The following is a 3,816-nucleotide window of genomic DNA, read 5'->3' on the forward strand; positions in this document are numbered from 1 at the left end:
GGGCAGGGCGCCTGGACGGCGCTCGCCCAGATCGTGGCCGACGAACTCGGGCTCGATATCGACCGCGTCGACTTCAAGTCCGGCACGTCCGACCTGCCTGATGCCGGCATCGCCGGAGGCTCGGCACACACGGCAACCGCGGGTGCTGCGATCCACAGCGCCGGTGCGGCCGTGATCGCGAAGCTCGCCGATCTCGCCACCAATGACGAGCGCTCGCCGCTCTTCGGCGCCGGCAATGCCGGCGTGATCGCGCGCGATGGCAGGCTGATCCGCCGTGACGACGAGAGCCGTGGCGAGAGCTACGCAGACATTCTCGCGCGCGCCGGCGTCGCCGAGATCGAAGCGCGAGGCACCGGCGCGCCGAATCCGGCTGCGATGGAGCAATACGCGATGCATGCGCATGGTGCGGTGTTCGCGGAGGTGAAGGTCGATCCCGATCTCGGCCAGGTCCGCGTCACCCGCATGGTCGGCGCCTTCGCGGCGGGGCGCATCGTCAACCCGCGCATGGTGCAGAGCCAGCTGTTCGGCGGCATGATCTGGGGCATGTCGTTCGCGCTGCACGAGGAGGCCATCACCGACCGGCGCACCGGCCGGATCATGAATGCCAATCTCGGCGAGTATCATGTCCCCGTGAATGCCGATGTGCCGCCCCTCGACGTGATCACGGTCGAGGAGCACGACCCGCATGTGAATGCGCTCGGCATCAAGGGCGTCGGCGAGATCGGCATCACCGGCAGCGCCGGCGCGGTCGCGAATGCGGTCTGGCATGCGACCGGCGTGCGCGTCCGCCGCTTTCCGATCAGGATCGAGGATCTGGTGACGCAGCTCTGAAAAGCTTGATCGGCGCCGGGCGGGGTGCCCGGTGCCGATCAGCGGATCGAGCCTGAGAAATTGTCGATGTCGGGCGAGTCTCGGGCCGGAAACAGCCGTGCCGTCGAGGAACTGTCGAGCCGTCGTCGGCACTTTGCTTCGTCAGCGCTGTCCTTGCCGGAGCGACTCTTGGAGAAAACGTCGTCGAGCCGGTTGACGATCAGCATGGCGTGATCGCGCTCCAGCGTGTCCGGGTTCTTTCGCTGCTCGTCGGAGTGAAAGACGCCACTGACGGCCTTTCCGCTCATGTCGTAGTCGCAGCCGGCTTTCCAATCGCCCTGATCCCACTTCCAGCCTTTTGCCTTGAGGCGTCCGTCCTTGTCGACGGTGATCTTGATGATGGCGTTGTAGGCAAGCCAGACGCCGGCAAGGCCGGTGCGTTTGTCGTCGAAGCCTTCGAGCAGGGCTATGCGCTCGCGCTGGAGGCCGTCGACATGGGCACGCGCATCGGCCGTGGCGTGCATCTCCGAGTTGCGCTTATCCCAGGCGGGATGTAGGAATTCCGGGAATTCCACGGCCTGGGCATGAACCCAGTTGCGCTGGTCCTCCGTCAGAGCGCGCCGCGTGGCATCGTCGAGCCGCGGCAGCAGCGCCTTCCAGGCGCGGTTCAGTCGCTGGTCATTCTGGGCAAGGTCGGGATCGGCGCAGATTTCCTCGTCCGTCGCCGTTTCCGGACGCGTGCAGTCGAAGGTCGGTGCGACGAAGGAGGTGTCGGCCTTGTCGGTGGTCTCCGCATTCCCGTTCGCGAAGTAGGTGCCGGTGATCTGCCAGAGATAATCGCAATCCTCGCGATCTCCTGTCATCTCGTCGCGCTCGGTTATGACGACACGAAGCGTCTCGCCCTGGCGTCGGAGCTTGACCTCCGGCGGCTTGGCTGGCCTGGTCATGGTCGAGGCGATCTTCCCGTTCAGCCAGCCGCCCGAACGCGTCACCGCCGTGCTCAACTGGCATTGACGGCGCCGGTTGCTGCCGTAGTCGACCCGCATGTCGATGGCGAGGTGCCAGGCGTCGTCGCCGTCGGGCGTGAGGATGACGCTGCCGAACGCATTGCTCCATTTGCCGGCCAACCCGCTGCGACCAAACCCTGCTGCGATGCCTTCCAGCGCTACTGCGCGCAGGCGCAGCGTTGTCAGGAAACTCTCGCGCAATTCGTCGTCGTCGACCTCCTCCACCGTGCCGGCAGCCTGCAGGATCATTTCGTTGAACCAGGCCTCGTCGCGCTTCAGCAGAGGGCGGACATTGGCGGGCGTTCGGGCAAGCGCCCCGTCGAAGGCCCTGTCGATCGCCGCGACCAGAAGATCGTAGCCCTTCTCCTTGCAGACCGCGGTCTTGATCTGGTTGCCGTCTTCGCCGCACAGCGTGATGGCCGTCGGCGCACTGCTGGCCGCACGGAGGTAGCCATCCAATGCGCGGGAGGACGTCGTGGCGAACAGAAGGCTTCCGATGACGATCCCGATACGGAGGCGAACGAACATGGGCGGCCCCTGGTTAACGCGATGGTGCCTGCCTTTGTCGCCGACGGATTGATCGGGGTTCAGCGGTTATGGAGGGCGGCCGTAATGGCTCAGTTCAGCATCTTGCGGAGCGCCTTGAGCTGCTCTCGTTGCAGCTCGATGTATTCGGAGATGATCTTGCGAAGCTCGTGCGAAAGGAGCTTGTCGGCGTCGCGCTGGACTTCGTTGAGCGCGGCTTCTGCATTGGCGAGCGTGATCTTCATCTGCGAGCCCTGTTACGACGCGGCCCCCGGCGTGCCTGGACGCCGGGGGATAACCTCAGCGCCGTTTGCGCCAGGCTGTTCGGCTATGGCTGGCCATATAGCGGTGCGGCCCGGAGAAATTGAGATGGCTCAAGCTCCGTACGAAACCGGTGACTCCGTAGGAGTCCGGATGCGCCGATCTCGCTTCAGAACGTCGGCGGCGTGCAGGCCGAGATCACTTCGCAGGGCTTGCCGCCGACGCAGCGGAAGCGATGCGGCCGGCGGCTCTCGAAATAATAGGCATCGCCGGGGTTGAGGATGCGGCGCTCGTCCTCGACAGTGACCTCGAGCTTGCCCGAGATCACGATGCCGCCTTCCTCGCCGTCATGAACGAGGTGCACGCGTCCGGTGTCGCTGCCGGGCTCGTAGCGCTCCTTCAGGATCTGCAGGCTGCGGCCGAACAGATTGTCGCCGATCTGCCGATACGAAATCGGCTTCTTGCCGACTTCAGTCAGCTCTTCGGCGCGGTAGAAGATCTTGCGCCGGCTTTCCGGCTCCAGCGCGAAGAACTCCGCGAGCCCCATCGGGATGCCGTCGAGGATGCGCTTGAGCGCCCCGACCGACGGGTTCATCTGGTTGGATTCGATCAGCGAGATCGTCGAATTGGTGACGCCGGCGCGCTTGGCCAGTTCGCGCTGCGACAGCTTGTGGCGCGCCCGGATGAATCGCAGCCGTCCACCGATGTCGACGCTCATGCCCAAATCCTGTGTTGCAGGTGTTGCGGATCGCGCAAATATGGACCGGCGGCCTCATTGAAATCAATGGGTTGCGGCGCAACAGAAAAGGACTTGTTGCTCATTCCAAACCGTGGCTCTGCTATGGCTTCAGCAAAGGAGCGCGGCCGTGACCCTTCATCAGATTCCGAACACTATCAAGACCGACTCGTTCTGGATGCCGTTCACGGCCAACCGGCAGTTCAAGAAGGCGCCGCGCCTGTTCTCCTCGGCCGAGGGCATGCACTACACGACGGTCGATGGCCGCAAGGTGATCGACGGCTCCGCCGGGCTCTGGTGCGTCAACGCCGGCCACGGCCGCAAGCAGATCGCTGCTGCGGTCGAGCGCCAGCTGATGACGCTGGATTTCGCGCCGTCCTTCCAGATGGGCCATCCGCTGGCGTTCGATTTTGCTGAGCGGCTGGCAGAGATCGCACCGGGCGGTCCAGACGAAAAACTCGACCGGGTCTTCTTTAC

5 protein-coding genes are annotated in these 3,816 nt (G+C 64.6%); 2 read left to right on the forward strand and 3 right to left on the reverse strand.

Going from position 1 to position 3,816, the window contains the following annotated elements; all coding sequences use genetic code 11:
• The coding region (locus tag JHD07_RS15525) for a molybdopterin cofactor-binding domain-containing protein (RefSeq protein WP_291623677.1) at positions 1–831 on the forward strand (831 nt) is incomplete at its 5' end.
• A gap of 38 nt (positions 832–869) precedes the next feature.
• Here JHD07_RS15525 and JHD07_RS15530 read toward each other — a convergent pair.
• The 3 genes from JHD07_RS15530 to JHD07_RS15540 form a co-directional block, all read right to left on the reverse strand.
• Positions 870–2,345, reverse strand: a complete 1,476-nt coding sequence (locus JHD07_RS15530) for a lysozyme inhibitor LprI family protein (protein ID WP_291623679.1) — start codon at positions 2,343–2,345, stop codon at positions 870–872.
• Positions 2,346–2,434: 89 nt separating this feature from the next.
• The gene (locus tag JHD07_RS15535) at positions 2,435–2,587 is read right to left on the reverse strand and encodes a hypothetical protein (RefSeq protein ID WP_291623680.1); all 153 of its coding nucleotides are present in this window, start codon (positions 2,585–2,587) and stop codon (positions 2,435–2,437) included.
• 185 nt (positions 2,588–2,772) lie between these two features.
• Positions 2,773–3,321: a cupin domain-containing protein gene (locus tag JHD07_RS15540; RefSeq protein WP_008561958.1), complete on the reverse strand. Its 549-nt coding sequence runs from the start codon at positions 3,319–3,321 to the stop codon at positions 2,773–2,775.
• A gap of 196 nt (positions 3,322–3,517) precedes the next feature.
• Between JHD07_RS15540 and JHD07_RS15545 the strand changes: the two genes are divergently transcribed.
• On the forward strand, positions 3,518–3,816 hold a 299-nt coding region (locus JHD07_RS15545), incomplete at its 3' end, for an aminotransferase class III-fold pyridoxal phosphate-dependent enzyme (RefSeq protein ID WP_291623711.1).

It is taken from the genome of Bradyrhizobium sp. (genome assembly GCF_016462955.1).
Lineage (GTDB): Bacteria > Pseudomonadota > Alphaproteobacteria > Rhizobiales > Xanthobacteraceae > Bradyrhizobium.